This window comes from Gordonia sp. DT219, from assembly GCF_049847065.1.
In the GTDB taxonomy this organism is placed as follows: domain Bacteria; phylum Actinomycetota; class Actinomycetes; order Mycobacteriales; family Mycobacteriaceae; genus Gordonia.
This window is the reverse complement of sequence record NZ_JBNCNR010000004.1, coordinates 78868-105367: the sequence shown is the minus strand read 5'-3', so window position 1 is coordinate 105367 and position 26500 is coordinate 78868. Positions and strand designations below refer to the sequence as shown.

The 26500-nt window shown below is 67.1% G+C and carries 25 protein-coding genes; 21 read left to right on the top strand and 4 right to left on the bottom strand.

Going from position 1 to position 26500, the window contains the following annotated elements:
* Window positions 1–47: 47 nt before the first annotated feature.
* From ACPXB3_RS07995 to holA, 13 genes are all read left to right on the top strand, one after another.
* Window positions 48–2285, top strand: coding sequence for an ATP-dependent DNA helicase RecG (locus ACPXB3_RS07995; protein WP_425727396.1), 2238 nt, complete (start codon window positions 48–50; stop codon window positions 2283–2285).
* A gap of 82 nt (window positions 2286–2367) precedes the next feature.
* On the top strand, window positions 2368–3015 hold the full coding sequence (locus ACPXB3_RS07990) for an HNH endonuclease family protein (RefSeq protein ID WP_425727302.1): 648 nt from the start codon (window positions 2368–2370) through the stop codon (window positions 3013–3015).
* 137 nt (window positions 3016–3152) lie between these two features.
* The gene (locus tag ACPXB3_RS07985) at window positions 3153–4424 is read left to right on the top strand and encodes a glutamate-5-semialdehyde dehydrogenase (protein ID WP_425703709.1); all 1272 of its coding nucleotides are present in this window, start codon (window positions 3153–3155) and stop codon (window positions 4422–4424) included.
* Between the two features lie 29 nt (window positions 4425–4453).
* The gene (locus ACPXB3_RS07980; protein WP_425727301.1) at window positions 4454–5407 is read left to right on the top strand and encodes an AAA family ATPase; all 954 of its coding nucleotides are present in this window, start codon (window positions 4454–4456) and stop codon (window positions 5405–5407) included.
* Window positions 5407–6834, top strand: a complete 1428-nt coding sequence (locus ACPXB3_RS07975; RefSeq protein WP_425727300.1) for a vWA domain-containing protein — start codon at window positions 5407–5409, stop codon at window positions 6832–6834. The genes ACPXB3_RS07980 and ACPXB3_RS07975 overlap by 1 nt, the downstream gene beginning before the upstream one ends.
* Before the next feature lie 74 nt (window positions 6835–6908).
* Window positions 6909–7655 (top strand): nicotinate-nucleotide adenylyltransferase, encoded by a 747-nt coding sequence (nadD, locus tag ACPXB3_RS07970; RefSeq protein ID WP_425703703.1) that lies wholly within the window; start codon window positions 6909–6911, stop codon window positions 7653–7655.
* Between the two features lie 85 nt (window positions 7656–7740).
* Window positions 7741–8148, top strand: coding sequence for a ribosome silencing factor (gene rsfS / locus ACPXB3_RS07965; protein WP_425703702.1), 408 nt, complete (start codon window positions 7741–7743; stop codon window positions 8146–8148).
* On the top strand, window positions 8145–8849 hold the full coding sequence (locus tag ACPXB3_RS07960) for a histidine phosphatase family protein (RefSeq protein WP_425727299.1): 705 nt from the start codon (window positions 8145–8147) through the stop codon (window positions 8847–8849). Before rsfS ends, ACPXB3_RS07960 begins: the two co-directional genes overlap by 4 nt.
* A complete protein-coding gene (octT, locus tag ACPXB3_RS07955) occupies window positions 8846–9592 on the top strand; it encodes a diglucosylglycerate octanoyltransferase (protein ID WP_425727298.1) in 747 nt (248 codons plus the stop codon). Before ACPXB3_RS07960 ends, octT begins: the two co-directional genes overlap by 4 nt.
* A gap of 109 nt (window positions 9593–9701) precedes the next feature.
* On the top strand, window positions 9702–10565 hold the full coding sequence (locus tag ACPXB3_RS07950; RefSeq protein ID WP_425703697.1) for a DegV family protein: 864 nt from the start codon (window positions 9702–9704) through the stop codon (window positions 10563–10565).
* Between the two features lie 112 nt (window positions 10566–10677).
* A complete protein-coding gene (locus ACPXB3_RS07945) occupies window positions 10678–11799 on the top strand; it encodes a helix-hairpin-helix domain-containing protein (RefSeq protein WP_425703695.1) in 1122 nt (373 codons plus the stop codon).
* A complete protein-coding gene (locus ACPXB3_RS07940; RefSeq protein ID WP_425727297.1) occupies window positions 11800–13338 on the top strand; it encodes a ComEC/Rec2 family competence protein in 1539 nt (512 codons plus the stop codon).
* The gene (gene holA / locus ACPXB3_RS07935) at window positions 13326–14303 is read left to right on the top strand and encodes a DNA polymerase III subunit delta (protein WP_425703693.1); all 978 of its coding nucleotides are present in this window, start codon (window positions 13326–13328) and stop codon (window positions 14301–14303) included. The genes ACPXB3_RS07940 and holA overlap by 13 nt, the downstream gene beginning before the upstream one ends.
* A 128-nt stretch (window positions 14304–14431) precedes the next feature.
* Here holA and rpsT read toward each other — a convergent pair whose 3' ends face one another.
* The gene (rpsT, locus tag ACPXB3_RS07930; RefSeq protein WP_425703692.1) at window positions 14432–14692 is read right to left on the bottom strand and encodes a 30S ribosomal protein S20; all 261 of its coding nucleotides are present in this window, start codon (window positions 14690–14692) and stop codon (window positions 14432–14434) included.
* Window positions 14693–14902: 210 nt separating this feature from the next.
* On the opposite strand from rpsT, the gene ACPXB3_RS07925 reads away from it, so the two are divergent.
* The 4 genes from ACPXB3_RS07925 (at window position 14903) to ACPXB3_RS07910 (ending at window position 19850) form a co-directional block, all read left to right on the top strand.
* On the top strand, window positions 14903–16054 hold the full coding sequence (locus ACPXB3_RS07925) for a sulfotransferase family protein (RefSeq protein WP_425703690.1): 1152 nt from the start codon (window positions 14903–14905) through the stop codon (window positions 16052–16054).
* Window positions 16055–16369: 315 nt separating this feature from the next.
* Window positions 16370–18025: a circularly permuted type 2 ATP-grasp protein gene (locus tag ACPXB3_RS07920; protein WP_425703976.1), complete on the top strand. Its 1656-nt coding sequence runs from the start codon at window positions 16370–16372 to the stop codon at window positions 18023–18025.
* A complete protein-coding gene (locus ACPXB3_RS07915) occupies window positions 18022–19005 on the top strand; it encodes an alpha-E domain-containing protein (RefSeq protein WP_425703688.1) in 984 nt (327 codons plus the stop codon). The genes ACPXB3_RS07920 and ACPXB3_RS07915 overlap by 4 nt, the downstream gene beginning before the upstream one ends.
* Window positions 19002–19850, top strand: a complete 849-nt coding sequence (locus tag ACPXB3_RS07910; protein ID WP_425703686.1) for a transglutaminase family protein — start codon at window positions 19002–19004, stop codon at window positions 19848–19850. The genes ACPXB3_RS07915 and ACPXB3_RS07910 overlap by 4 nt, the downstream gene beginning before the upstream one ends.
* On the opposite strand, the gene ACPXB3_RS07905 is transcribed toward ACPXB3_RS07910, so the two are convergent.
* Genes ACPXB3_RS07905 through ACPXB3_RS07895 form a run of 3 tightly spaced genes read right to left on the bottom strand, consistent with a single transcriptional unit; the run spans window position 19851 to window position 21095 of the window.
* Window positions 19851–20267, bottom strand: a complete 417-nt coding sequence (locus ACPXB3_RS07905; protein WP_425703684.1) for a type II toxin-antitoxin system PemK/MazF family toxin — start codon at window positions 20265–20267, stop codon at window positions 19851–19853.
* Window positions 20264–20935, bottom strand: a complete 672-nt coding sequence (locus ACPXB3_RS07900; RefSeq protein ID WP_425703682.1) for an alpha/beta fold hydrolase — start codon at window positions 20933–20935, stop codon at window positions 20264–20266. Before ACPXB3_RS07900 ends, ACPXB3_RS07905 begins: the two co-directional genes overlap by 4 nt.
* A 1-nt stretch (window position 20936) precedes the next feature.
* Window positions 20937–21095, bottom strand: a complete 159-nt coding sequence (locus tag ACPXB3_RS07895; protein ID WP_425727296.1) for a hypothetical protein — start codon at window positions 21093–21095, stop codon at window positions 20937–20939.
* On the opposite strand from ACPXB3_RS07895, the gene lepA reads away from it, so the two are divergent.
* The 4 genes from lepA (at window position 21034) to ACPXB3_RS07875 (ending at window position 26438) form a co-directional block, all read left to right on the top strand.
* The gene (lepA, locus tag ACPXB3_RS07890) at window positions 21034–22893 is read left to right on the top strand and encodes a translation elongation factor 4 (protein ID WP_425703975.1); all 1860 of its coding nucleotides are present in this window, start codon (window positions 21034–21036) and stop codon (window positions 22891–22893) included. The two genes, ACPXB3_RS07895 and lepA, sit on opposite strands and share 62 nt — an antisense overlap.
* Complete coding sequence (locus ACPXB3_RS07885) at window positions 22890–24956, top strand: M3 family metallopeptidase (protein ID WP_425727295.1); 2067 nt, start codon at window positions 22890–22892, stop codon at window positions 24954–24956. The genes lepA and ACPXB3_RS07885 overlap by 4 nt, the downstream gene beginning before the upstream one ends.
* A gap of 128 nt (window positions 24957–25084) precedes the next feature.
* Complete coding sequence (locus ACPXB3_RS07880) at window positions 25085–26008, top strand: cation diffusion facilitator family transporter (protein ID WP_425703678.1); 924 nt, start codon at window positions 25085–25087, stop codon at window positions 26006–26008.
* 229 nt (window positions 26009–26237) lie between these two features.
* Window positions 26238–26438 (top strand): hypothetical protein, encoded by a 201-nt coding sequence (locus tag ACPXB3_RS07875; RefSeq protein ID WP_425703676.1) that lies wholly within the window; start codon window positions 26238–26240, stop codon window positions 26436–26438.
* Window positions 26439–26500 lie beyond the last annotated feature (62 nt).

Sequence of the window (26500 nt, the reverse complement as noted above, 5' to 3'; positions counted from 1 at the left end):
CGAGCGCCGAACCGTCGGATTCGCTTGAGGCGGTGCTGGGCCCGAAGATGGCGGCCGGTCTGGCCACGCTGGGGGCGACCACCGTCGGCGAGCTGCTGCGCCACGCGCCGCGCCGGTATGTGCGCCGTGGGCAGGCCTCGGCAGCGCAGGATCTGGACGAGGGCGAGTGGGTCAGCATCATCGGTCGGGTCGCCAGGGCGCAGATGATCCAGATGCACAAGCGTCACGGTGAGTTCCTGAAGGTGACCGTCAACGACGAGAAGCAGTCATTCGACGTCAGCTTCTTCCATGCCCGCCGGCTACTGAAGATCCTCACACCCGGTACCCGCATGATGCTGGCCGGTACGGTGAAGTTCTTCCGCGAGCAGCCGCAGCTGACCCATCCACAGTGGTTGGTTCTTCCCGAAGAAGGCGCCGACGTCGACAAGGTCATCGGCTCGCCCATGATGACCGAGATGTACGAACTCGAACGCCGGGCGAGCGGATCGGACCCGTCCCGGCCGAATCCGCTACTCGCGCTTTTCGACCGGGCCATCATCCCGATGTATCCCGCGACGAGCAGTTGCCAGACCTGGGAGATCTGGAGCGCCGTCCGTCGTGTTCTCGATCTCTTGGGGCCGCTGCCGGAAGCCCTCGACGACGAGGAGCGTCGCACGCACGGACTGATCCGGACCGACGACGCGATCCGCGCGGTACATCTGCCCGATTCCGATGCCGAGATCGCTCCGGCCCGCGATCGCATGAAATTCGATGAGGCACTCGCGATCCAGTTGGTGCTGGCGCAGCGCCGGCTCGACGGGCGCACCGATACCGCACCCGCCTGTCCATACGTCCCCGGCGGACTCGAGGAACGCCTGTTGTCGCGGCTGCCGTTCACCCTCACGGCCGGACAGCGAGATGTCGGCGCCGAGATCGGCGACGATCTCGGTCGTGAGCAGCCGATGAGCAGACTGCTCCAGGGTGAGGTGGGTTCGGGTAAGACCTTGGTCTCGGTGCTCGCGATGCTGCGCGTCGTCGACAACGGACATCAATGCGCGCTGCTCGCGCCCACCGAAGTCCTTGCCGCCCAGCATTATCGGACCATCGGGTCGATGCTCGGCGAGTTGGGGACGGCCGGTCGCCTCGGCGCGGCCGACGGTGCCACCGGGGTCGCGCTGATGACCGGCTCGATGAAGACGAAGAACAAACGCCAAACGTTGCTCGACGTGGTCACCGGAGAGGTCGGGATCGTCATCGGTACCCACGCTCTGCTCGAGGAGAACGTGACGTTCTTCGACCTCGGGATGGTCGTGGTCGACGAGCAGCATCGCTTCGGAGTCGAACAGCGTGACACCCTGCGCAGGCGGGGCCGCGACGGCGTCGTGCCCCACATGCTCGTGATGACCGCGACCCCCATCCCGCGCACGGTCGCCATGACGGCGTTCGGTGATCTCGACACCTCCGTGCTGACCGAACTACCCGCAGGCCGCAGGCCCATCACCACCACCGTCGTGCCGACCGGCAACGCCAAATGGGTGAACCGGGCGTGGGCGCGTGTCGCCGAGGAGGTCGCCGCGGGACGGCAGGTCTACGTGGTGTGCTCACGGATCGGCGACGATCCCGACGCACCCGCGAAGACGCCGGCGAAGGCGCCGGCGAAGAAGAAGGGCAACGCCACCGACGACGCCGAGGACCAGACCGTGGCGGTGCTCGACCAGTACCACGAGCTGCTCGCGTCCCCGTTGGGCGCACACCGCATCGCGATGCTGCACGGACGGCTGCCGGCCGAGGAGAAGGCCGAGGTGATGGACGCCTTCGGGCGCGGTGAGATCGACATCCTGGTGTCGACGACCGTGATCGAGGTCGGCGTCGACGTCCACAACGCGACCATGATGCTGATCGTCGATGCCGAACGCTTCGGCGTCAGTCAGCTCCACCAGTTGCGCGGCCGCGTCGGCCGTGGTGGCCTGCCCGGGTTGTGCCTGCTGATGACCACAAGTGCACCGGAATCGAAATCGATGGAACGACTGGGGGCGGTCGCTGCGTCCAATGATGGATTCGTCCTGGCCCGGGTGGATCTCCAACAGCGGAGGGAGGGTGATGTCCTCGGCTCGCTGCAATCCGGCGGCAAGACGTCGCTGCACTTCCTGTCGCTCCTCGACGACGCCGACATCATCGCCGACGCCCGCGAACTGGCCCAGCAGATCACCGCTGCGGACCGGACACTGGCCGACCACCCTGAAATGGATGCTCTGGTCGACGCGATCCTGGTTCCGGACAAGATCGCATACCTGGACAAGTCGTAGCGGTCCGGCGGCACGCGGCCGGGTGGGCGCCCCGGGCGCCGTCTCGTGGCCGATTCGTCGCTGGGTGATTCTGATCGCCTGCGTGACAACGGCTTTGATCGTCGCGGTGACGGTCAACCTCGATCGCGCGCGTCCTGATCCCGCCGCACATGCACACGCGGTGGCGGCACTCGCGGTCCTCGTCCGGGTGCCGACGGTACCGCGACGGCCCGATCGCGACGACTATGAGCGCGGCGCATTCGGCGTGGCGTGGACCGACGCGGTGTCGGTGCGCGGCGGGCACAACGGGTGCGACACCCGTAACGACATCCTGCGCCGCGACCTCTCGGACGTGACCGTCGGACCGGTCCGGTCCTGCCCGTCGGCGATCCTTTCCGGCGAGTTCCGCAGCCCGTACACCGGTGACACGGTGGTGTTCCGCCGTGATCGCGGTGCCACCGCTGCGCAGATCGATCACATTGTCCCGTTGGCGTTGTCATGGGATATGGGCGCGTGGTCGTGGCCCGCGGAGCGTCGCGCCGACTTCGCCAACGATCCGGCGAATCTGGTGGCGGTCGACGGCGAGTCGAATCAGGCCAAGAGCGATGCCGAACCGGCGGTGTGGATGCCGCCGCTGACGGCGTTCCACTGCCGCTACGCGGTCCAATTCGTCGAAGTGGTCGCCGGATACGGACTCAGCATCGAGATGGCGAGCCGGAAGGTCCTCGCTGATGTCCTCGAGTCCTGCTGACCGCGGGCCGGTGGCGGGGTCGACGTTGGGCCGCGCCGAGGACCGCACGTAGTCTGGTGGTCGTCATAACCCGGCCGGTGTGGTGGAGCATTGGGATCGCCGAGTATCGCGGTCGGGAGAGCATTCGGGAGGAATCCGTGAGCGCACCCGCCGTCAGTCCCGCCGACACCGGCGTCGAGCAGATCGTCACCGACCTGGCCAAGGCCGCCAAGGTCGCATCACGCGCGCTCGGCCGAGTGACCACCGCCGCCAAGAACGATGTCTTGCTCGCCGCCGCCGACGCGATCGAGGCCGCGACGGAAGCCGTCGTGGCGGCCAACGCCGAGGACATCGCGCGCGCCGAGGCCGCCGGAACCGAGGCGAGCCTGCTCGACCGTCTGCGACTGACCCCGCAGCGCGTCGCCGCGATCGCCACCGGCTTGCGGCAGGTCGCGCTGCTGGCCGATCCGATCGGCGAGGTCATTGCGGGCAAGACCCTGCCGAACGGGTTGCGGCTGCGGCAGGAGCGGGTACCGCTCGGGGTGGTCGGCATCGTCTACGAGGCGCGCCCCAACGTCACCGTCGATGCCTTCGGGATCGCCTTCAAGTCCGGGAATGCGGTGTTGCTGCGCGGGTCCTCCTCGGCCGCCTCGTCCAATACCGAACTCGTGCGAATTCTGCGAGACACCTTGAGCAGCAAGGGAGTGACCGCTGATGCCGTTGCGTTGCTGCCCAGCGACGACCGGGCCAGCGTGACCGCGCTGATCCGGGCGCGCGGCCTGGTGGACGTGGTGATCCCGCGCGGCGGTGCCGGGTTGATCAATGCGGTGGTCGCCAACGCCACCGTGCCGACCATCGAGACCGGCACCGGCAACTGCCACGTCTACGTGCACGCCCTCGCCGACATCGATATCGCCACCCGAATCGTCCTCAACGCCAAAACGCGTCGCCCCAGTGTGTGCAATACCGCCGAGACGGTGCTCATCGACAAGGCCATCGCCGCAGAGGCCGTCCCGAAGATCAGTCAGGCGCTGCAGGCGCAGGGGGTGGTCATCCACGGCGACGAGGACGGCATGGAGCCGGCGACCGAAACCGATTGGGCCGATGAATATCTGTCGATGGACATCGCCATGAAGATCGTCGACGGTCTCGATGCCGCGGTCGCGCACATCGACACCTACGGCACCGGACACACCGAGGCCATCATCACCACCGATCTGTCCGCGGCGCAGGAATTCACCGACCGCGTCGACGCCGCGGCGGTGATCGTCAACGCCTCCACCGCGTTCACCGATGGGGAGCAGTTCGGTTTCGGCGCGGAGATCGGCATCTCGACGCAGAAACTGCATGCCCGCGGTCCGATGGGTCTGCCCGAATTGACGTCCACCAAATGGATCGTCTGGGGCGACGGCCATATCCGGCCGGCGTGAAACCCGATAGACAAGACACAGGTGAACCCATGACACCGCAGACACCGGCGCGAGCCCACACTTCGGGCAGTGCCCACCCCGAGGCCACCGTGCAACCGTCGTTCCGTGATGTGCCCGACGTGGCCACCCGGCTGCGCGGCACCGGATACCTCGCCGACGACGCCACCGCCACCGCCACCTTTCTCGCCGATCGCCTCGGCAAACCGCTGCTGGTCGAGGGCCCCGCGGGGGTCGGCAAGACCGAGTTGGCCAAGGCGATCGCCGGGGCCACCGACGCCGAATTGGTGCGGCTGCAGTGCTATGAGGGCATCGACGAGGCGCGTGCCCTCTACGAGTGGAACCATGCCAAACAGATCCTGCACATCCAGTCGACCGGCACCCGCGACTGGGCCGAGGCCAAGACCGACATCTTCTCCGAGGAATTCCTGCTGCCGCGGCCGTTGCTGACGGCCATCTCGCGGCCGGGCGCCACGGTGCTGCTGATCGACGAGATCGATAAAGCCGATGTGGACATGGAGGGGCTGCTGCTGGAGGTCCTCAGCGATTTCGCGGTCACCATCCCCGAGATGGGAACTGTCGTCGCCGCGCGGCGCCCGATCGTGTTGCTGACCTCCAACGCCACCCGGGAACTGTCCGAAGCGCTCAAACGGCGCTGCCTATACCTGTACATCGACTTTCCGGATGCCAAGCGGGAGAAGGAGATCCTGGCGTCACGGGTACCCGCACTCTCGGATTCGCTGGCGGCCGAGCTGATACGGGTCGTCGGGGTGCTGCGTGGTCTGGACATCCGCAAGAAGCCGTCGGTGGCCGAGACGATCGACTGGGCGAACACGCTGCTGGCGCTCGGCGCCGGTCAGGATCCCGACCACCGAGCGCGGTCGGGCCGCGGTCTCGACAACGGACTGATCGTCCGCACCCTGGGAGTGGTGCTCAAACACCGGCCGGATCTGAACACCGCGATCAAAGAACTCAAGCTCGGCTGATGACGGCCGGGCCGGACACCGCGCCGTTCGTCGCGCACCTCACCGACTTCGTCGACGAACTGCGGCGCCGCGGCGTCGTGGTGGGGCCGTCGAATCTGATCGACGCAGCCCGCGCGGTCGAGGTGCTCGACCTGCTGGACCGCCGCAGTCTGCGAGAAGGCCTGGCGGCGACACTGCTCGACGACCATCTGCACCGCACGGCGTTCGACCGGCTCTTCGACCTGTGGTTTCCGGCCGCCCCGGGCGCACGGTCGACCGCCGAGGAACTGCCGCGCACCGAGGACGGTGCGGTCGACATCGCCGCGACCCGCGACGAACTGGCGCGCGTGCTCGCCGACCCCGACGCCGAGTCCGACGGTCGTCTCGACGCGATGGTCGCCGAAATCGTGGAGGTGCTCGGCCGGTACGAGTCCGCGCGGGGCGATGCATATTCGGCCTACCAGGCGCTCTCGTCGATCGAGCCGCAGACACTGATCGCCCGGATCGCGGCCGCGATGGCCGGTGGACGACCCGCGGAACTCGACGTGGGGACCGAACCCATGTTCCGGCGTGCCGCCCGCGACCGGGCCGCGGTGGTGCGCGCCGCGATCGAACGCGAGACCCAGCGCCGGATGTCGGCCCGCAACGGGCGTGAACGCGTCGGCGAGTACGCGGTGCCCAAGCTGCCCGAGAACATCGCCTTCCTCACCGCCGGGGCCAGAGAGCAGGCAGAGTTGCGCCGAACCGTCGACCCGCTGGCGCGGCTGCTGGCCTCGCGGCTCGAGACCCGTCGGCGCCGTGCGCGCCGTGGGCCGGCCGACGTACGCGCCACGTTGCGTGCGTCGATGTCGACCGGCGGTGTCCCCATCGAACTGCGCCACCGGAAACCCCGGCCCGGACGCCCCGAGCTCATCGTCATCTGCGACGTCTCCGGCTCGGTCGCCGGCTTCTCGGCGTTTACCCTCAACCTCGTATATGCGCTGCGCCAACAGTTCTCGAAGGTCCGCGTCTTCGCATTCATCGACAGCGTCGACGAGGTGACCGATCTGTTCGATCCACGTAACGATGCCGACGCCGGATTCGGCGGAGACACCCGCGCCGCGATGTCACAGATGATCGAGACGGCGCGGCTGATCATCCGTGATGGGCACTCCGACTATGGGAACATGCTGCGCGGATTCGTCGGCGAGTACGCCGAGACGCTGACCCATCGCGGGGCTCTGCTGATCCTCGGGGACGCCCGCACCAACTTCGGGTTTGCCCGTACCGAGCTCCTCGCGCAACTCGTCGAGCGGGCGCGCCACGCCTATTGGCTCAATCCCGAGCCGGGCGCCGAGTGGGGCACCGGTGATTCGGTGGCCGACGAGTATGCGGAGGTCATCGACATGTTCGAATGCCGTAACGCCCGGCAGCTGGCAACCGTCATCGGCGACCTGCTTCCGGTGTGAGCGGCCGCCGCCGCCTGCGGTATCGGCGGCGCCGTCACCCGCTCGGCCGGTGACACCGCGTAGACTCACCCTCCATGTCCATCGACCGCCCGCAGGCGCGCCGCCGAATCGGCGTGATGGGCGGCACATTCGACCCGATCCACAACGGTCACCTCGTCGCGGCCAGCGAAGTCGCCCACCGCTTCTCGCTACATGAGGTGATCTTCGTGCCGACGGGCCGGCCATGGCAGAAGCTTCTCGACGGCACCGAGCGGGCGGGTGCGCAACCGGTGGGCTTGCCCCGCGGTGGTGCGGACAGGCAGCGCGGCCTCGACGAGGAACACAGCAAGCAGGTGTCGCCGGCCGAGGATCGCTACCTGATGACCGTGATCGCGACCGCCTCCAACCCGCAGTTCTCGGTGAGCCGGGTCGACATCGACCGGGCGGGCTATACCTACACCGTCGATACGCTCCGCGACCTGCGCGCGACCCTGCCCGACGCCGAGCTGTTCTTCATCACCGGCGCCGATGCGCTGGAGTCGATCCTGTCGTGGCAGAACTGGGAGGAGCTGTTCGAGCTCGCCAACTTTGTCGGCGTCAGCCGGCCCGGCTACGAGCTGAACGTCCGCCATCTGGCCCAGCATCTGCAGGATCTGCCGCCGGATACGTTGCGGATGCTGGAGATCCCCGCACTGGCCATCTCCTCTACCGAGTGCCGGGAGCGCGCCGCGCACGGGCGGCCGGTGTGGTATCTCGTACCCGACGGGGTGGTGCAGTACATCGCCAAACGCCGGCTCTACCGGCCGTTACGGAACAATTCCCCACGCGTGTCGGCGCCATGATCACGCGCGGCGCGATACCGACGTCAGAACCGGAGAGAACCGGCGGCCCCGCGGGGTCGCCGACTCAACGCAGGAAAGGACTTGTGTGACTGCATCAGCCGAGGCACGGACGATGGCGCAGGTGGCCGCGCTGGCCGCCGAGGACAAACTCGGCCACGACGTGACCGTCATCGATGTCTCCGAACAGTTGGTCATCACCGATCTGTTCGTCATCGCCTCTGCCGACAACGAGCGGCAGGTCAACGCGATCACCGACGAGGTCGAGGAGAAGATGCGTGCGGCCGGATACAAGCCGGCCCGCCGCGAGGGAACCCGCGAAGGTCGTTGGGCGCTCCTGGATTACATCGACATCGTCATCCACATCCAGCATGCCGACGAGCGCGCCTTCTATGCACTGGAGAGTCTGTGGAAGGACTGTCCGACCGTGGACGTCACGAGTGGTCCGGTCGATGATGCGCCGGCCGGGGACACGTCCGCCGGGGACGTGAAGTGAGTGGCGATCCCGACGGCGGTGACACCTCGGTCGAGCGTCTGACGCCGGTGGTACGTCGACTGATCTTGTTGCGCCACGGACAAACCGAATACAATGCGGCCAGCCGGATGCAGGGGCAGCTGGACACTGAGCTATCCGAACTCGGTGTGCAGCAGGCGAAGTCGGCTGCCGGAGCACTGGCGGAGAAGCGTCCGATACTGATCCGGTCCTCGGATCTGCGACGCGCCCGTGATACCGCCGAGGCGCTGGCACGGGCCACCGGGCTTTCCGTCGACACCGAAGTGCGCCTGCGCGAGACGCATCTGGGCAGTTGGCAGGGCATGACACACCTCGAGGTCGACGATGCGATGCCAGGAGCGCGGGCGAGGTGGCGCGATGATGCCACCTGGGCACCGCCCGGGGGCGAGAGCCGCACAGACGTCGCCGCCCGCGCTGTGCCAGTGGTTGACGAACTCGTTGAGGCGCTTGGTGATTGGGGGAGTGGGGAGTCGCCGGTGGTCTTGGTCGCCCACGGCGGCGTCATCGCCGCGCTGACGGCGGCCCTGCTGGATCTGCCGGTGCAGCGCTGGCCGGTGCTGGGCGGACTGGCCAACACCAGTTGGGTGCAATTGTCCGGTCACGCACTCCCCGGCCAGGCCCCCCGGTGGCGGCTCGACGTCTGGAACGCCTCGGCGGAGGCAGACGACGCGGCGATCCAGTGATCGATCGCCGCCATCCGGCGCACTCGGCGGACGGTTCTGTGCTGGTGCTGTCGGATTCGCTGGCCTACTACGGTCCGGGCGGCGGGCTGCCCGCCGACGATCGGCGGATCTGGCCGAATCTCGTCGGCGATCGGGTCGGCCTGTCGACGTGTCTGTTCGGGCGGATCGGTTGGACCAGCCGAGACGTGTGGTGGGCGCTGACCCAGGACCCGAACATCTGGGCGGCGGTTCCCGCGGCCCGGGCTGTGGTGATCGCGATCGGCGGGATGGACAGTCTGCCGTCACCGTTGCCGACCGCGCTGCGTGAGCAGATCCGTTATCTGCGGCCGCCGCGGCTGCGCCAGAGCGTCCGCACCGGTTACCAATGGGTGCAGCCGCGGGCGGCACGGATCGGCTGGCCGATGGCGCTGCCGCCCAAGGTCACCATCGAACATCTCGAAAGGATCCGCGGCGCGCTGAGTTCGCTACGGCCGGAGCTGCCGATCGTGGTGTGTCTGCCCCCGACGCACCGCAGCCCGTACTACGGGAGCGTGCACACCGGCCGGGTGCCGACCACCGCGGCGATGCTGCGGTGGGCCACCGGTGCGGGGCTGCCCACAGTCGATTTCTATCCGATCACCCGCGATCTCTTCGCCGACCCGGACGTCGAGATGAACCCCGACGGCATCCACTGGGGATTCGAGTGTCACGCGCAGATCGCCGACGCCGTCACCGACGTGGTCGAACCGGTCCTGCGTCCCTGATCGGTGGCATGGGTGTATCGGTCGGATGACCGGTGCCCGTGACGCCGGCACATGTCGCGGTGACACGCACCGGCGTGGGCCGCCCGAATGCAACGGCTAACGTAGACGCGTGCCTGTCGTTGTCGTCACAGATTCCTCGGCTCGTCTCCCACGGGCGATCGCCGATCATTACCAGATCATGGTGGTGCCGTTGCACGTGGCGCTCGACGGCGTCGACTATCGCGATGGGGTCGACGACATCCCCGGCGACCTGATCACCAAGCCGGGAGTGACCACGTCGGGCGCGAATCCGCACGAGCTCACCGAGGCGTTCGGTGTCGCAGTCGAGGCCGGCGCGGGCGACGGCGTGGTCGCGGTCATGATGTCGCGGCGCCTGTCGGGAACGTGGGGCGCGGCGCGGCTGGCCGCGGAGAACTTTCCCGGCCAGGTTCGGGTGGTCGATTCCCGTGCGGTGGGTTTGAGTCTCGGTTTCGTCGCCATCGCGGCCGCTCAGGCGGCCGGCGCAGGTGCCGACCGGGATCGCGTCTATGAGTCTGCGATCCGGCAGTCGTCCACCATCGAGTCCCTGATCTGCGTGCACAGCCTCGACAACCTGCGCAACAGCGGACGGATCAGCGCGGCGGGAAAACTGTTCGGCTCCGCATTGTCGATCAAACCGATTCTGGCGCTCGACGACGGCATGCTGACGCTGCGTGAGCGTCAACGTACCTTTTCGCGGGCGGTGGCGAAGATGGTGGACACAGCTGTCGACTTCGCCGACGGACGCGTGGTCACCCTTGGTATTCAGCATTGCCAAAACCCCGATGCCGCAAACGATCTGGCCGAGCAGGTCCGCACCCGCCTGCGCCTGGTGACCTCTGAGCTCACCGTTGATCTCGGCCCCATCCTGGGTACCCACGTCGGTCCCGGGGCGCTCGGGGTGACCGTGACGACGCATCTGGATCCGATCGTGGGTGCCGACGACATCGGTTGACGCGGGCCGGCCGGGCGTAACGGCTCTCCACAGAACCGCGTCGTTCCACAGCACTCGTCCGCCGGGTAGACGGACGCTCCCAGACGTGGTCCGCGCCTCCTAGGCTCGCCGCATGAGTGACACCGCACGGACACCGCGCCGGGCCGGTGAGGTCGGTCCCGCCGGGACGCGGCGTCGGTCGGCCCTCGACCGACTCACCGGGCTCGACCGTCCACCGACGGCGGCGGCCGTCCCCGTGCCTGCCGCCGACGACGATGTCGGTGCCGAGCCCGAGGCGCCGCAGGCCGAGCCCGTGGCGCAACAGGCCGAGCCCGTGGCGCAACAGGCCCCCGTCGACGACCGGTGGGGAGCGGTCGCGTTGCCGGCCTGGCTGGACCCACCCGAGCCCGATCACCGAACCGGCAGTCGCCGTACTGTTTTCGGAGAAGGCGAGCGCGGTGCGTTCGGCGAGCCCCACGACTCCGATGACCTCGATGAGCCCGACGACCCACCACGACGACGGTTCGCGGTTGCGCCACCGGCGGCGATCGCGATCATTCTCGTCGGTGTCGTGGCCTGTGTGATCGCAGGTTATGGCCTGTTCCGCGGGTCCGACGAGGCGCCCGCGGTGGACTTCCCGACGCCCGGTGCCGCGCCGGCGACGTCGGGGGCGACGCCGGCAGGCGGTTCGGGGCCGGGCACACCGCCCGCCACACCCGCCGCCGAGGTCGTCGTCAGCGTGGTCGGCCTCGTCCATAGACCGGGATTGGTACGGCTGAACGCGAATTCCCGGGTCGCCGATGCGCTGGCGGCAGCCGGTGGTACCCGCGACGGCGCCGACACGGTATCGCTGAATCTGGCACAGGTGCTCCGCGATGGCGACCAGATCCTGGTCGGCTACACCGACGGACAGGGGCAACTCACGCTGCGAAGCGCGGTGGTTGCGGCCGCCGGTGCCCCCGCAGCGGGCCCGCCTCCGACGGGCGCGGGCCCGCATCCGTCTGCGGCCGGAACACAAACCCCGCCGGCGCGAGGCACCTCGGGGTCGGCAGGCGCTGCCGGAACTCTGGTGAATCTGAACACCGCGTCGGAAAGCGAGTTGGACGCATTGCCGGGCGTCGGCCCGGTCACCGCCAAGTCGATCATCGAATGGCGCACGCGCAACGGTTCATTCAGTTCCGTCGACCAACTGGCGGAGGTGGACGGGATCGGTCCGTCGCGACTGGCCAAGTTACGCAGCCTGGTGACGGTGTGAATGCGAGACCAGGATCTGCGGTTGCTGTTGCCGTCGGTTGCGGTATGGATCGTCACCGGCGTCTGCCTGGGCGCGACGGTCCGCACAGCGGTGATGATCGCGGTGGGCGCAGCGCTCTTGGGCCTCGCCGTCGCCGCGATGTGGTGTGCCGGCCGGCTGCGGTGGGGGTTCACGGGTCCGGCACTGATATGTGCGCTGCTCGCGGCCGGCTGCGCCACGGCGATGGCGATGCGGCTGGAGACCCGTGACCGGCACCCGGTTCACGAGATGCACGGCAAGGTGACGATGTGGCTGTCCCTACAAGAAGACCCGGTCCCGTTCGGCCCGGTGTCCGCGGGGACGGTTCGCGCCCGCGTCGAGATCCACGCCGTCGCGCGGCGATCGGTGCCGGCAGCCTCGGCCGAACTCATCGGGAACGCGCAGTCGTGGGCGAACCTGTCGCCGGGGCAGCGGGTTCGCGCGGTGGTGACCGTGGGGTCCGCGCGGCCGGGCGAGCTGGTGGTCGCCCGGTTGCGTGCGTCGGGCACACCCGAACGGCTGGGCCGGCCACCCCCGATGCAACGACTCGCCGCGCACCTGCGCGACCGGTTGCAGCGCAGCTCGTCGCGGGCATTGTCACCCAAGGCCTCCGGACTGTTCCCCGGTTTGGTTCTCGGCGACGAGAGCGCCCTCGATCCGGATGTGCGGGAAGACTTCCGGGACGCGGGACTGCTGCACCTCACCGCAGTCTCCGGTGCGAACTTCGCGTTGGTGTGCGGCGCGGTCATCTTCGCCTTGCGGCTCGGCGGTGCCCCGCCGAAGGTGGTCGTGATCGCCGGGGCACTGTCCATCATCGGCTTCGTCGTGTTGGTGCGCCCGTCGCCGAGCGTGTTGCGGGCAGCCATGATGGGTGCCGTCGGACTGCTCGCGGTGCTCTCGTCACGACGTGTGCAGGCACTACCGGCGCTCGGCGGGGCGGTGATCGGCGGCTTGGTGTGGTGGCCGGAACTGGCGCGCGCGCCGGGATTCGTCCTCTCGGTCGTGGCGACCGCCGGTCTGGTCGTGGTGGCACCGGGAGTCCGTGACATGCTGCGCGCGGCGCGGGTCCCGGGCGGGGTGGCCGAGCTGGTGGCGATGGCGGTCGCGGCACAGGTGACCACCGCGCCGATGATCGCGTATCTGTCCGGCACCCTCAGTCTGGTATCGGTCGTGGCCAATGTGGCGGTGGCTCCGGTGGTCGCGGTGATCGGCATCGTCGGGACCGCGGCTGCCCTGATCGGCGGGATCGGGGGTGCTCAGGGCATCGGAATGATGGCCTCGGAGTTGCTGATCCGGGCCATGGCACCGGAGATGTGGTGGATGATCAGTTGCGCCGAGCGCCTCGGGTCGGCGCAGTGGGCAGTGATCGAGATACCCGATGGCTGGTCCGGGCTGGCGGTGGCCGCCGGGTTGTCGGCCACGGTCGTCGCGGCGGTGGCCGGTGCGCGTCGGATCGACGGCGACGGGCTGCGGCGGGCACTGGCCCGGTGTCGGCGCGGTCTGGCACGATGGGCGCCGTGACCGAACGCCTGCATCTGCTCGTCGGGGACGACGACTTCCTCACCGGCCGAGTCGTCGACGCGGTCGTTTCCGAGCGTCGTGCCGCGAGCGGCGGCGACGTCCCGGTCACCAGGGTGCGCGCCGGTGACGTGACCGGTCCGGAACTGGCCGAATTGCTCAGTCCGTCCTTGTTCGCCGACGAGCGGATGGTGGTCGTCGAGTCGGCCGCCGACGCGGGAAAGCAGCCGGCCGCCCTCATCTCCGAGACGGCGAGGGCACTGCCCGACGGCATCACCCTCCTGGTGATCCATAGCGGTGGCGGCCGCGCCAAGGCGCTGGCCGCCGATCTTCGCAAGGCCGGGGCAACCGTGCACGAATGTGTCGCCCCACGCTGGCCGTCGGAACGTATGACCTTCGTGCGCAACGAGTTTCGAACCCTGGACGTGCGGGTCCCCAACGATGTCGTCGAGGTGATCGTCGAGTCGGTGGGTGCGAGTTTACGAGAACTCGCGGCCGCGTGTAGCCAGCTCGTCGCCGACACCGGCGGCAGGGTCGACGAGGATTCGGTCCGGCTGTATTACCAGGGCCGCCCGGAGGTCAGCGGGTTCGAGGTCGCCGACAAGGCGGTCGCGGGCGATCGCGCCGGCGCCCTGGAGTCGCTGGCGTGGGCCCTCCATCACGGAGTTCCACGGGTGCTGCTGGCCGACGCGCTGGCCGAAGCCGTGCACGCGATCGCGCGGGTCCGCGCGCTGGGAAATGTCGATGCGTCGGCGGCGGCCGAATTGGGCATGTCGCCCCGGCGGGTGAAGAATGCCCAGGCGCAGGGCCGGGCGTGGGATTCGGAATCGATCGCGGCGGCGGTGGTCGTGGCGGCCGCGCTCAACGGTGATGTGAAAGGACAGGCCGCCGACGCCGACTTCGCACTGACCGATGCGGTTGCCCGAATCGCATCGCTCCGCCCGGCCGGCCGGCGGCGGGCCGGCTGACGGACACGATCGGCGCCCGCCGGACCACGCCGGTGCACGAACTTCACCCCGGCGACCGCGTGGGAGTCACCGGGGTGAGGAGAAGAATTCTCGGCCGCTCAAGATGCGACCGTCGCTTCAGACGAGGATCAGAGTTTGTTGACGGCGACCGCCATCGCCGACTTCTTGTTGGCCGCCTGGTTGGCGTGGATGACGCCCTTGCTCGCAGCCTTGTCCAGCTTGCGGCTGGTGCTCACGAGGAGATCGCCTGCCTTGTCTTTGTCGCCGGCGTCCACGGCCTCACGAAAACCGCGGATCGCGGTGCGCAGGGAAGACTTGACCGACTGGTTGCGCTGACGCCGGACCTCATTGGTGCGGTTGCGCTTGATCTGGGACTTGATATTTGCCACGCGTGTGTACCTCGTTTGTTTGGTTCGTGCTTGTTTCGGCAGGTCAGACGCAAATCCGCGAACGGGCGCTCGTGACGCTGCGACAGCGATCGAGTTTACCAGTCGGTGAGGTCGGCCCCAAAATTGCCGTCGTCGTGCGCCGTGGCCGGAGCCCCGGGAATCCGGCAGGCGGCGGGATACGGCAGGCGGCGGGGATACGGTGAAGAAACCATGTCCGTCGTCTACGTTCACATCGGCTTACCCAAGACCGGTACCACCCATTTGCAGGATCGACTGTGGCACAACCGCGACCTCGCGCTAGGCGAATCGGGCCTGCTGTATCCGGGAAATGTGATCTCTGATCACTTCCACGCCGCGGTACATCTGCAGCCCGAGCGATACCTGGACTGGGTGGATCCCGCCTTCGCCGATGCCTGGCCGGCGATGGTCGCGCAGATGCGGCCGTGGCCGCAGACGTCGCTGATCTCCCACGAACTCCTCGCCACCGCGACCACGGAGTCGGTCGGTCGGCTCGTCGACGATCTGTCGTTTGCCGATGAGGTGCAGGTGATCGCGACCGTGCGCGATCTCGCGCGTCAACTGCCTTCGGTGTGGCAAGAGAACGTCAAGAATCAGCGCTGTGCGTCCTTCGACGAGTTCTTCATCTCGGTGCGGGAGCAGGCCGAGGCCACTACCTCGTCGGAGCACTTGACCGATACCGAGCCGTTCTGGGAGTTCCAGGATTATGTACAGATCCTGGCCCGCTGGGCGGCAGTGGTGGGCCCCGAGCGCATTCACGTCGTGACAGTGCCGCGGACTCCTGCCGCCGGTGACGGACTGTGGGAGCGGTTCCTCTCGGTCCTTCGCGTCGATCCGGCCCCGCTCACCGTTCCGGTGCCGAATCTCAACTCGTCGCTGTCGAGCGCACAGACGGAATTGCTACGGCGGCTCAACGGGCGCCTCCAGCCCGACGTCGTGGACTGGCCGCGTTACGAACGTGTGGTGAAGGAACGCGTGGTTGCCGAGATCATGGCCGGCCGTTCCAGCGGTGCGGCGCGCGGCCTGTCAGCCGACCAGCGTGCCTGGGTGGCCGATCGGGCCGACGTGATGATCGGCGGAATCGAGGCAGCGGGATACCCGGTGGTCGGTTCGCTCGATGACCTGCGCGTGTCCCGGGTAGCCGGGGACTCGGCGGCGGTCACCCCGGCCGAGGACGTCCTCGACGCGGCACTCGACGTACTCGCCGAGATGATCCTGGGCGAGCCGATGCCCAGCATCGGGCCCGCGCCGCAGACGCGGGCGATGAATCTGGTGCGCCGCGCCCGACGGCGCATACTGGCCGCGCGTCGCTCCATCGGCAGTTCCTCGAGAGCCGGAGCCTGACCGGGTGCGCGCGATCATCGAGAGGTGATGGGTGAACCGCGCGTCGCGCGACCACCATGCCGAATCGGTCGATCTGAGGCACCATGTCAGGTTATGAGTCCTGCACAGACGGATACGCCCGCGAAGAAGGTGCGTAAGACGTCCACCGCGAAGACCGCCCCGGGGCGTACACCGGCCGCCAAGGTCGAGCCCAAATCGGCACCGAATGCCCGGCAGGGGAAGGCGAAATCGGCGAAGGTTGTCGTAAAGCCGACGCAGACAGGGATTTTCGCCGACTACGAGGCGGCTAGATCATTTGGCGTGGCCTACGACGAGATGTTCGACGGCAACGGTGACGTGCGGCCGGCCTATCGCGGAATCTTCAAGGTGATGGCCGAATCCGAACGTGCCGACATCGAGGGACGTATCGACGCTCTCGGACGTGCGTTCATCGATCAGGGCATCACATTCTCGCTCTCGGGTATGGAGCGTCCGTTCCCGCTCGACGTTGTGCCACGGGTGATTTCAGCCGGCGAGTGGTCCAAACTCGAAGCCGGGATCACCCAGCGCGTGCAGGCGCTGGAGCTCTTCCTCGACGACGTCTATGGCGAGCAGGAAATCCTGCGTGACGGCGTGTTGCCCAAACGGCTGGTTCATTCGTGTGAACACTTCCATCGGCAGGCGGCAAACATCAGGCCGCCCAACGGCGTCCGCATACATGTCGCGGGTATCGACCTGATCCGCGACGCGAACGGAGATTTCCGGGTCCTCGAGGACAATCTGCGATCTCCATCCGGCGTGTCATATGTGATGGAGAACCGGCGCACGATGGCTCGCGTGTTCCCCGACCTCTTCTCCTCCCACAAGGTGCGTGCCGTGGCCGACTATCCCAGCCACCTGCTGCGGGCGTTGCGCGCTTCGGCCGCCTTCAACGAGGCCGACCCGAACATCGTCGTCCTCACCCCGGGGGTGGCGAATTCGGCGTACTACGAGCATTCGCTGCTTGCCCGATTGATGGGAGTGGAACTCGTCGAGGGCCGAGATCTGTTCTGCCGCGACAACGTCGTCTACATGCGGACGACCGAGGGCGAACAGCGTGTCGATGTCATCTATCGGCGCGTCGATGACGAATATCTCGATCCGATGCAGTTCCGTCCGGACTCGATGCTCGGCGTTGCCGGACTGCTGAACGCCGCGCGCGCAGGCAATGTGGTCATCTCGTCGGCGGTGGGCAACGGCGTCGGCGACGACAAGCTGATCTACACCTATGTGCCGGAGATCATCGACTACTACCTCGGTGAGAAGCCGATCCTGTCGAACGTCGACACCTTGCGGTGCTGGTTGCCCGAGGAATGCGAGGAGGTACTCGACAGAATCGACGAGCTCGTCGTGAAACCCGTTGAGGGATCGGGCGGTTACGGCATCGTCTTCGGGCCCGACGCCACCGGTGCCGAACTCGACACACTCGCCCGTAAGGTGCGCGCCGACCCGCGCGGCTGGATTGCGCAGCCGGTCGTGCAGCTGTCCACGGTGCCGACCAAGGCCGGCGACAACCTCAGTCCCCGCCACGTCGACCTACGTCCGTTCGCGGTCAACGACGGCGAGTCGGTGTGGGTGCTGCCCGGAGGACTCACCCGGGTGGCGTTGCCGGAGGGGTCGCTCGTGGTCAATTCGAGTCAGGGCGGAGGGTCCAAGGACACGTGGGTGCTGGCCACGCGCTCCTCCGAGGGCGAACGTGAACTCGCGGGCGCCAAGGTGGTCACCAAGAGCAGTGTCGCGGCGGCGCGGCCTGCCGAGAGTGCTCCTGACCCGCTGGTCGCCCAGACCCAACAACAACAACAGCAGCAGAGCAAGGACATTCAGACCAACGGCATGCAATCCCACGGCATCCAGACCCAGGGCATGCAATCCCACGGCATCCAGAGTCAGACGACGGGTTCGATGACGCAGACGCAGTCGGTGCCGGTCGCACCAGGCGGTGATGGCCGATGATGCTCGCCCGAAACGCCGAGTCGCTCTATTGGATCGGGCGCTACGTCGAGCGTGCCGACGACATGGCACGGCTACTCGACGTGGCGATACACCAGCTGCTCGAGGACGCCACTGCCGACGTCGACAGTTCGGTGCGTCAGGTGATCCAGGTGCTGGGTCTCGACCCGCCGGCAAATGGCGCAGAACTCGATGTATGGGCGCTCACCGAGCGGGTGGCCTACGCCAAGGGTTCGACGGGATCGATCGTCGACCTCATTCGCTCGGCACGGCAGAATGCCCGGGGCGCCCGGGAAGTCACGTCGAGTGAGATGTGGGAATGTCTCAACACCACCTACAACGGACTCGCCGACGCCGAGCGACGGTCGCGACGCCTGGGCCCGCACGAATTCCTGTCGTATGTGAAGAACCGGGCCGCCATGTTCGCCGGCCTCGCCGACGCCACCCTGAGCCACGACGACGGCTACCGATACCTCCTGCTGGGACGTTCGGTCGAGCGCGTGGACATGACGATCCGGATGTTGCTCGCGCGCGCCGGTGATCGTGCCGGGTCACCCGCCTGGGTCAACGTGCTGGTCTCCGCCGGCGCCCACGACACCTTTCTGCGTACCTACCGGGGCGTGATCAACGCCGAGAACATCGTCGAATTCATGTTGCTCGACCGGCTGTTTCCGCGATCGGTGTTCCATGCGCTCCGCGTCGCCGAACATCACCTGGCCGATCTCGAGAAGGGGCCCAGCCGTACGGGCGCGCAGGCCGAGGCGTTGTTGTTGCTCGGTCGCGCACGCAGTTCGCTGGAGTTCCTGGAGCCAGGGGATCTGCTGGATGGTCTGCAGGAGCGGTTGCTGGATCTGCAGGACACCTGTCGCGCGGTCAACGAGGCGGTCACCGCCCAGTACTTCCATGTCTCCCCATACGTGTCGTGGGCGGATGCCCGGGTCAGCGACGGTGAAGAACATGTCATCGAGGAGAGTGAATTGTGAGCTGGCGACTGCGGGTCGTGCATTCGACGGGATTCGCCTACAAGAATCCGGTCACCTCGTCCTACAACGAAGCCCGCCTGACGCCGCGTAGCGATGGCAGGCAGAACGTCATCGTGAACCGGGTGGAAACCGTCCCGGCGACCCGTTCCTATCGCTACACCGACTACTGGGGGTCGGCGGTCACCGCCTTCGATCTCCATGCGCCACACGAGGAACTGGAGGTGTCGGGCATGTCGGTCGTGGAGACCGAAGCCGGCGACCGTCCCGGGGCCCAACGCAGACGTGACTGGGAAGGCATCCGGAACACAGACGTCGAGGACCGGTACGACGAGACGCTCTCGAACACAACGTATGTGCCGCGCAATCGATCGCTGACCGCTGCCGCGCGACGACTGGTCAAGGGCCTCGACCCGGAGGAGGCAGTCGAGGCGGTCTGCCGGTATGTCTACGACGAGATGGAGTACGTACCGGGCACCACCGGGGTCCATACCACCGCCGTCGACGCGTGGAATGAGCGCAAGGGCGTCTGTCAGGACTATGCGCACCTCACCCTGCTGATGTTGCGTGGCCTCGGCATACCTTCCCGCTACGTGTCGGGCTATCTGCACCCCGAACCCGAAGCGGCCGTGGACAAGACGGTCGAAGGCCAGAGTCATGCCTGGATCGAGGCGTGGACCGGTGGGTGGTGGGGATTCGACCCGACCAACTTCACGTCGATCACCGAGCAACACGTGTCGGTGGGGGTCGGACGCGACTACTCCGACGTGTCGCCGCTCAAGGGCATCTACACCGGCGGGCAGGCCACCGATCTCGATGTCGTCGTGGAGATCACGCGGCTGGCGTGATCATCGCCAGCCGTAGCTGTGGCGCAATCGGCTTGCGACCGCGTCGAATTGCTCGCGCGGCAGGATCGCGCCCTCGCGGCGGATGCCGTCGGCGTCGACGACGAGCACCCGGTCGAGACGTACGAAGCTCTCCCGGTGCTGCGTATCCCAGGCGCCGGAACCGAGCGACTCCCAGTTGGCGTCGTCGCGGTGATACTCCTTGCTGGACAACATGAGTCCGAGGACGTCGTCGGTCTGCTCCTCGTTTCGATCACGGCCGACCACAAGGACCGGGCGATCTTTCCCCTGGGTCGGGTCGTCCTCGAATTCGACCCAGGTCCAGACGATCTCGCCCGGATCGGCCGCGCCGTCGAGGTCGGGGGAGTAGCTGACCGCCCGCGCCAGCTCGGCGGTGGCACGGCTGATTCGGCGCCTCATGTGATGATCCGCGGCAGCAGGAACGCCTCGAGGGCATCGGCGGCGAGCGTAGCGGTCGGCTTCTTCGTCGGGTCGAGGCTGTGGCCGGTCTTGTCGATCTCCACCAGATGTGTCGGTGCGGGGATCAACTCGAGGGCCGCCCGGATCTCGTCGGTGGCCGCGAACGGATCGGACGCACCGTGGACGACAAGGGTCGGGATGGTGATCGACGGCAGGTGTTCGGTCCGCAACCGGTCCGGTCTGCCCGGCGGATGCAGCGGATATGAGCTGAGTAGCAGACCGGCTGCCGCGGCGCCGCCATCCTCGGCGACGACCATGGACGCCTGGCGTCCCCCGTAGGAGTGGCCACCGATGATCAGGGGGCCGCGTGAATGCCCCCGCAATGCCGCGCACGCCGCCCGGATCCCGTCACGATCGGCGGCGGCCGTCGATGGACTGGGCGGACCCTTCGGGCGTCGTTGCCGGTAGGGAAGGTCGATCCGCGCGACGGTCAGGCTCCGCGCGCACAGTTCGTCGGCATAAGCCACCAGGATCGCGCTGTCCCGGTTTCCGCCGGCCCCGTGGGCCAGGATTACGGTCGCAATCGCGGACTGCGCAGGATGGTGGACGGTGGCGACGACGTCATCGTCGTCGACGAGTTCGGTCGTGGGCGCAGGCACGGGTCCCACGCTATCGCGCCCGGTCAGACCGTGGCCCCGGCGCCAGGTCGGGCTCGCATGAGAAACTGGTGGGAAGCAGCACCGTGTTCTGACCGAGGAGTAGTCCGATTCCCAGCTTCGCCGACACCACCTTCACCGATCCCGCGCAGATCAGGAACTTCTGCATCATCGCGCACATCGACCACGGGAAGTCGACCCTGGCCGACCGGATGCTGCAGCTCACCGGTGTGGTCGCGGACCGGGACATGCGCGCGCAGTACCTCGACCGGATGGACATCGAGCGTGAGCGCGGTATCACCATCAAGGCGCAGAACGTGCGGCTGCCCTGGACGGTGACGCGCGCGGACGGCACCGTCGAGGAATTCGTGCTGCACCTCATCGACACCCCCGGGCACGTCGACTTCACCTACGAGGTCTCGCGTGCGCTCGAGGCGTGCGAAGGGGCCGTGCTGCTGGTCGACGCCGCACAGGGCATCGAGGCGCAGACGCTGGCGAACCTGTATCTCGCGATGGACAACGATCTGACCATCATTCCGGTGCTCAACAAGATCGACCTGCCTGCGGCCGATCCCGACCGATATGCCGCAGAGATCGCGCACATCATCGGCTGCGAACCCGACGACGTCCTGCGGGTGTCGGGAAAGACCGGCGTGGGGGTGCCCGCGCTACTCGACGAGGTCATCCGGCAGGTTCCGGCCCCGCAGGGCGATCCCGACGCGCCGCCGCGGGCGATGATCTTCGATTCGGTCTACGACACCTATCGGGGTGTGGTCACCTACGTGCGTGTGGTCGACGGGAAGGTCGTTCCCCGAGAGAAGATCGCGATGATGTCGACCGGTACGACCCACGAGCTGCTCGAGGTCGGCATCGTCTCGCCGGACCCGAAGCCGTCGAAGGGTCTCGGTGTCGGGGAGGTGGGTTATCTCATCACCGGCGTCAAGGATGTGCGCCAATCCAAAGTCGGTGACACGGTCACCGCCGCCCGGAACGGCGCAACCGAGCCGCTGACCGGCTACCGCGAACCGCGGCCGATGGTCTATTCGGGGCTGTACCCGGTCGACGGATCGGATTATCCGGTGCTGCGTGATGCGCTTGACAAACTGCAGCTCAACGATGCATCGCTGACCTATGACCCGGAGACGTCGGTGGCGCTCGGGTTCGGTTTCCGTTGTGGGTTTCTCGGGCTGCTGCACATGGAGATCACCAGGGAGCGACTCGAGCGCGAATTCGATCTCGACCTGATCTCCACTGCGCCCAATGTCGTGTACCGGGTGGTCATGGAGGACGGTGCCGAACACATCGTCACCAATCCGTCGGATTGGCCTGAGGGCAAGGCCCGCAACATCTTCGAGCCGATCGTCAAGACGACGATCATCGCTCCGAGCGAATTCATCGGCGCCATCATGGAATTGTGCCAGTCGCGGCGTGGTGAGCTCGGCGGCATGGACTATCTGTCGGAGACGCGGGTGGAGATGCGCTACACCATGCCGATGGCCGAGATCATCTTCGACTTCTTCGACTCGCTGAAGTCCCGGACCCGTGGTTACGCCAGTCTGGACTATGAGGAGGCCGGTGAACAGGAGGCCGACCTGGTCAAGGTCGACATTCTGTTGCAAGGCGAAGCCGTCGACGCGTTCAGCGCCATCGTGCACCGTGACGCGGCCTACACCTACGGCAACAAGATGGCGCTCAAGCTGAAAGAACTGATCCCTCGTCAGCAGTATGAGGTACCGATCCAGGCGGCCATCGGAGCGAAGATCATTGCGCGCGAGAATATCCGGGCGATCCGTAAGGATGTTCTCGCCAAATGCTACGGCGGTGACATCAGTCGTAAGCGCAAACTGCTGGAGAAGCAGAAAGAAGGCAAGAAGCGCATGAAGACGATCGGGCGGGTCGATGTGCCACAGGAGGCGTTCGTGGCGGCGCTGTCGACGGATTCGCAGGGTGACAAGCCGAAGGGAAAATGATGACATCGAGCGGGCCGAAGGTTAATCCGGTTCTGGCGCATAGTGAACTTCCACACGGACTGCCCGACTTCGCCTCGATCTCCGACGACGACTTCCTGCCCGCCTTCACCGCGGCGATGGCCGCACATCTCGACGAGGTGGCCGAGATCGCCGAGCTGCCCGAACCGGCGACATTCACCGATACCATTGAGGCGCTGGAGTTGTCGGGGCGCGATCTTGCGCGGGCGTCGGGGATCTTCTTCAATCTCGTCGGGTCGGACGCCAACCCCGAACGCAACGCGATCTCCCAGGAACTCTCCACCCGGCTGACCGATCATGGGAACACCGTCGCCATGAATCCGGCGCTGTTCGCCCGGATCTCGGACCTCCACGCGCGTATCGCCGATCTCGGACTGAGCGAACCTCAGCGGCGCTTGTTGGAAACGCGCTACCGCGAATCCGTGCGCGCGGGGGCGGCGCTCGACGCGCCCGGGCAGCAGGAGATGCGCGAGATCTCTGCGCGCCTGGCATATCTGACGACCACCTTCTCGCAGCGGATTCTCGACGACACCAACGCGTCGGCGGTCTACGCCGACGATGTCGCGGTGTTGGCCGGCCTCGGGACCGGCTATCTCGCGTCGGCGCGGCGCGCCGCTGAGCAGGCCGGGCACGACTTGGGGTATCTGATCGGTCTGGAACTGCCGACCAGCCAATCGGTGCTCACCGAGCTCTCCGATCCGGCCACACGCCGGCGGGTCTTCGACGCATCGGTATCGCGTTGCTCACGCGGCAACGAGTTCGACACCCGCGAGCTCATTCTGGAGATCGTGCGGTTGCGGGCGCGGCGCGCACAGCTGCTCGGATATCGCGATCACGCCGAATACGTGATCGACGAGCAGACCGCACCGGATCCGGCCGCGGTCGATGACCTGCTCGGCGAACTCATCTCCTCGGCGATGGTGGCCGGTGACAAAGAGCTGGCTGCGCTCACCGAGTTCGCGCGTCGCCAGGATTCCTCGGTCGAGGTCGGCGCCGCGGATGCGACGTATTGGCTTGCACAACAGCGTCGTTCGAGTGCTCCGGTGGATCTCGACGGCTTCGCCGACTACTGCGAACTCGACACGGTCATCACCAGGGGAGTGTTCTTCGCGGCCGGCCGGCTCTACGGTCTGCGGTTCACCGAACGCCCCGACCTGCGTGCCTACCACCCCGACGTCCGTATCTGGGAGGTCTTCGACCAGGACGACACCAGCATCGGGCTGTTCCTCGGCGACTACTTCGCGCGACCGTCCAAGCGTGGTGGCGCCTGGATGAACAACATCGTGGACCAGTCGTCTGTCCTGGCGACCCGGCCCATCGTCGTGAATGTCCTCAACGTGCCCAAGCCCGCCGATGGTGAGCCGGCGTTGCTGAGCATCGACCAGCTCACCACGTTGTTCCACGAGTTCGGGCATGCGTTGCACGGCCTGTTGTCGGCAGTCGACTATCCGTCGCAGTCGGGGACGTCGGTGCCCCGGGACTTTGTCGAATTCCCTTCGCAGGTCAACGAGATGTGGGCATTGCACCCCGAGGTCCTCGCGAACTACGCGCGTCACCATGAGACCGGTGAGGCGATTCCCGACGAGCTCGCCGATGCCGCCCGTGCGAACGCCGGCGCCGACACCGCCCACGGCACCATCGAATACCTGGCGGCGTCGGCTCTCGATCTGGCATGGCACCGGCTCTCGGTCGAGGAAGCCGACGCGGTCGACGATGTCGAGGAGTTCGAGGCACGGGCGCTGAGCGAATCCGGTGTCGGCACCGACCTGATCCCCCCGCGATATCGCAGCGCCTATTTCAATCACATCTTCGGCGGCGGGTATTCGGCCGGCTACTACTCCTACATCTGGTCGGAGGTACTCGACGCGGAGACCGAACGCTGGTTCCTGGCCGGGGGCGGTCTGCGCCGGGAGAACGGAAGACGGTTCGCCGAGTCGACGCTGTCGCGCGGCGACAGTGTGGAACCGCTCGCAGCGCACGAAGAGTTGATCGGCCACCGGCCGGAGATCGGTCCGTTGATGCGCCGGCGCGGCCTGGTCGGGTGAGGGTGCGCAGAGGCATCCCCAGTGATTCCCGCGCACTCATTTGCTTCCCGCTCGATGATCTCGTCGAGCGGGAAGCAAATCGTTGAGCGGGAAGCCGACGGCCCCGACGATCGTGATGGAATGAGCCCATGGCTTCCGGGTCCGCCCAGACGCGTCAGGATCTGACGCCCTACGCGCTGCTGAGTATCGCGACCGCCATCGTCGTGATCGTGTTGAAGCTGGTGGCCTGGCGGGTCAGCGGCTCGGTCGGTCTGCTGTCGGATGCACTGGAATCACTGGTCAACCTGGCCGCAGCCATCGCAGCATTCCTTGCGCTGCGGGTGGTTTCGCGACCTGCCGACGCCGAACACAACTTCGGTCACGCCAAGGCCGAGTACTTTTCGGCAGTGTTCGAGGGCGTACTGATCGTTGCCGCGGCGATCGCCATCATCGTGGCCGCCGTCGATCGTCTGCTGCATCCGGCCGAACTCGAGGCGCTGGGGCTGGGACTCGTGATCTCGGTCGTCGCGACGGTGATCAATGGCGCCGTCGCCGTGGTCCTGCTCCGAGCAGGTAGAAGGCACCGCTCGATGACCCTCGAGGCAGACGGCAAGCATCTGCTGACCGACGTGTGGACCACCGTCGGCGTGGTCGTCGGAGTGCTCCTGGTGATCGTGATCGGATGGCAGCCACTGGACTCGATCGTCGCGATACTCGTCGCGATCAACATCCTCGTCGTCGGTGGCCGGCTCGTGTGGCGATCGGGTGGAGGGCTCCTCGACGCCGCGCTGCCAGATGAGGACCTGGCGCAAATCGACGCAGTCCTCAACGTGTTCCGGGCACAGCGGATCGACTTCCACGACATCCGGACCAGAGAGTCCGGCCATGAGCGATTCCTGCAGATGCACATGCTGGTGCCGGGTGAGTGGACCATCGACCGTGGACACGACCTCGCCGAACGGGTCGAGACCGAATTACATGGAGCGCTCGACCATCTCCGGGTCACCATCCACATGGAACCCATCGACGACCCACGCGCCTACGAATCGTGGCGGCTCGATCGCCCGGACTGACCGGACGGGTTCCCCGGACCGGCAACCGATCGCCGAACCTGCTGGGAAGTGGACCGTACGCGTCCACGGCGTACGGTCGAGGGGACCGGCGGGCCATCACCTGTGGTGGCGATACCATGACACGCGGTCCGGGCAGCCCCGGACGACGAGCCCGAATCGTACGAACCGGGATTTCCAATCATGCTGAACGAAATTCCGGCGACGACCGCCGATGGATGAGGAGATCACTGTGAGCGGCCTACTCGCCTGGTGGGATGGCGTGGAGGAATGGCTGACCGGCCTGGCCTTCGTGCCACAGCTGCTGGTCACCCTCGTCGTTCTGGTGCCATGCGCCATCCTCGTCGCGATTGTGCTGAATGCGCTGGTCGACGGCGTGATGTCGGTGATCGATCGGCGACGCTTCGCCGATGAGGACAGGAAGGGTTTGTAACCGGTGATCCGTTCACGTGTGACCTGGGCGCTGCTGGCGCTGGTCGTTCTCATCCTGCTCGC

Coding starts and splice junctions, on each gene's coding strand:
- ACPXB3_RS07995 (WP_425727396.1), top strand. CDS start 48: ATGGCGGCCGGTCTGGCCACGCTGGGGGCGACCACCGTCGGCGAGCTG.
- ACPXB3_RS07980 (WP_425727301.1), top strand. CDS start 4,454: ATGACACCGCAGACACCGGCGCGAGCCCACACTTCGGGCAGTGCCCAC.
- ACPXB3_RS07975 (WP_425727300.1), top strand. CDS start 5,407: ATGACGGCCGGGCCGGACACCGCGCCGTTCGTCGCGCACCTCACCGAC.
- nadD (WP_425703703.1), top strand. CDS start 6,909: ATGTCCATCGACCGCCCGCAGGCGCGCCGCCGAATCGGCGTGATGGGC.
- ACPXB3_RS07945 (WP_425703695.1), top strand. CDS start 10,678: ATGAGTGACACCGCACGGACACCGCGCCGGGCCGGTGAGGTCGGTCCC.
- ACPXB3_RS07940 (WP_425727297.1), top strand. CDS start 11,800: ATGCGAGACCAGGATCTGCGGTTGCTGTTGCCGTCGGTTGCGGTATGG.
- holA (WP_425703693.1), top strand. CDS start 13,326: ATGGGCGCCGTGACCGAACGCCTGCATCTGCTCGTCGGGGACGACGAC.
- ACPXB3_RS07925 (WP_425703690.1), top strand. CDS start 14,903: ATGTCCGTCGTCTACGTTCACATCGGCTTACCCAAGACCGGTACCACC.
- ACPXB3_RS07920 (WP_425703976.1), top strand. CDS start 16,370: ATGTTCGACGGCAACGGTGACGTGCGGCCGGCCTATCGCGGAATCTTC.
- ACPXB3_RS07915 (WP_425703688.1), top strand. CDS start 18,022: ATGATGCTCGCCCGAAACGCCGAGTCGCTCTATTGGATCGGGCGCTAC.
- ACPXB3_RS07905 (WP_425703684.1), bottom strand. CDS start 20,267: ATGAGGCGCCGAATCAGCCGTGCCACCGCCGAGCTGGCGCGGGCGGTC.
- ACPXB3_RS07895 (WP_425727296.1), bottom strand. CDS start 21,095: ATGATGCAGAAGTTCCTGATCTGCGCGGGATCGGTGAAGGTGGTGTCG.
- ACPXB3_RS07885 (WP_425727295.1), top strand. CDS start 22,890: ATGATGACATCGAGCGGGCCGAAGGTTAATCCGGTTCTGGCGCATAGT.
- ACPXB3_RS07880 (WP_425703678.1), top strand. CDS start 25,085: ATGGCTTCCGGGTCCGCCCAGACGCGTCAGGATCTGACGCCCTACGCG.